This window comes from Burkholderia sp. HI2714, assembly GCF_002223085.1.
GTDB classification, from domain to species: domain Bacteria; phylum Pseudomonadota; class Gammaproteobacteria; order Burkholderiales; family Burkholderiaceae; genus Burkholderia; species Burkholderia lata_D.
This window is the reverse complement of the sequence record NZ_NKFM01000127.1, coordinates 1-2,010: the sequence shown is the minus strand read 5'-3', so window position 1 is coordinate 2,010 and position 2,010 is coordinate 1. Positions and strand designations below refer to the sequence as shown.

Below are 2,010 nucleotides of genomic sequence, written 5' to 3'. Positions count from 1 at the left end.
TACAGCCCGGAGCTCAATCGCATCGAGAAACTGTGGCACAAGATGAAATATGAGTGGCTGGCCTTCAAGGCGCGTGACATCCAAACCCTTGAAGAAGACGTCGATACGGTCCTTCAAGGATTCGGATTAAATTATAGATTTACTTTCTGTTGAGAGCTTAAGTGATCCAGATCCGTTGGTGGCTGTCCTGCACGTTTTTCCCGACGTCGCCTTTCTCCCAGCCGCTGGCCACGTTGCACAAGTCCGGTAACGTTCTTCACGAGCGTCCGGTCTCTGTTGTGGATTCAGCCTCGCGTAGCAGACGCGCCGCCTCTTGTGTAGCCTCGTGCATGGCCGCCTCATCGGTGCCCGGCGCGCCGGCAAGTGTCAGCGCTACCCCAGCGTGAATTTCGGGATAGCTATGCGTGAATATATCCAGCGTGTTCACGTCTTTCTTGTCCAGGCCCGCTTCGTCACGAATCTTGTTGATGCCGCTTGCCATAGATGGCGGCGTACTGGATCCTTCCGCACGGAAATAGTGGTGCGACAGGTCCACGATCGCCTTGCGGCCCTCCGAATCGTTCAAGCCGGGCGCAGCCCAAGATGTACCCGAGCGCTCGGCGGCAAAACGTGTCGCAATGACGGCGTCCGAGGACGAGCCTGAGGTTCCGCTCATGACGGGCAGCCCGGCCTTGTCGCGCATTGTCGTGCCTATGTCCCGAGAAAGGTCCATGCCGCCTTGCGTGCGAGTGGAGTGCGTGCCGTTCCGCTGAGCGTCAACACGGTTGTCTTCGCGGAATTTCATGCGCTCACTGATCCCTAGCATTCCAGCCAGCACTTGGCCGGTCTGCGCGAGTTCGAATCCGGCTTGCGCCTGTTCCTGCGTGAACGGTCCAGCAGCACCGCGCAGCATCATTGAAAAGGCAGATCGAGCGCTATCGGACAAATTGAGCCCGCGAACGCCGTGAAATGGTGAACCTGGTAGCGGCTCCGACAAACCTAGCGCCTCTTTACCGAGTTGTTCGCGATTGTTGCCACCAAATCGATCTTCCGTGTACCAGAGTCCACGTTCCAGGTGCCCCATCCATGCCGCCTGCTTGAACACTGCAGACTCGGGCTTCCCGAGGCCTTCTGTGGTCGCATGCAGGATATTGACCTCCGCGTTGCGATATCTCATGTAGTTCTCTGCTCGGGTTTGCAAATGCTCAGGCGAGTCGTAACGGTTGTTCGAAAGCGTATTCTGCAAAAACTCTTCCACGATCGGTGACGTATCAGCTTGGATCTGGTACGGCTGTGTACCGATGTGGGCCTGACTCGCGTGACGTGGCGGCATGCCCGACTCTGCGGCTCCGCCTTGCCGAACGCCTACTATCGCACGTGCAAGCGGTGTGTACGTATCCTCGCGCTGCGAGGTCAGATCGTTTGCGTTGCTTACTTGAAGTTGGCTTGACGTGATTTGCGTTGCAGTCGTCGATGAGATAGCGGGCATGATTCTGGTCTGTAGTGGAAACTTGGGACGTGTCAGCGATTTCGTGTGCCGAGGTCGGTTAAAGATTCACTTTTCAATATTAAATCCGGCCTGCTCCAGAATATGTTCAACAGATTCTCTACTTGTGACACTATGCTCAAGTGCGTAAGCGGCCGCTCTCACAGCGAGTTTCGAAAAATACAATCCTAAGCTACCAGACGCTCCCGGAAATCTCCACTTCTGATCGGGACTAGTTCTGGTTCACCATCACCCCCATCGTCCGTCGCGTAGGCTTCTCGTGGCAAAGAGCCTTTGTATATTCCTGTCGATACCTCACCCATAAAGAAAATCCCATTATCGCTAGATCTAACCAATCCTTCTGCAGATGAAAATTCCTTTGCGATAAGCTCTCAACAGAAAGTAAATCTATAATTTGATCCGAATCCTTGAAGGACCGTATCGACGTCTTCTTCAAGGGTTTGGATGTCACGCGCCTTGAAGGCCAGCCACTCATATTTCATCTTGTGCCACAGTTTCTCGATGCGATTGAGCTCCGGGCTGTA

The 2,010-nt window shown here is 54.5% G+C and carries 1 protein-coding gene; it reads right to left on the bottom strand.

The annotated features are described in order from the left end of the window. Positions 1-256 precede the first annotated feature (256 nt). Positions 257-1,312, bottom strand: coding sequence for a secretion protein EspV (locus CFB82_RS41360; protein ID WP_218829106.1), 1,056 nt, complete (start codon positions 1,310-1,312; stop codon positions 257-259). Positions 1,313-2,010 lie beyond the last annotated feature (698 nt).

What these genes read in the sequence shown, in the direction of transcription:
- CFB82_RS41360 (WP_218829106.1), bottom strand. Translation starts at nt 1,312, where the DNA reads ATGCCGCCACGTCACGCGAGTCAGGCCCACATCGGTACACAGCCGTAC.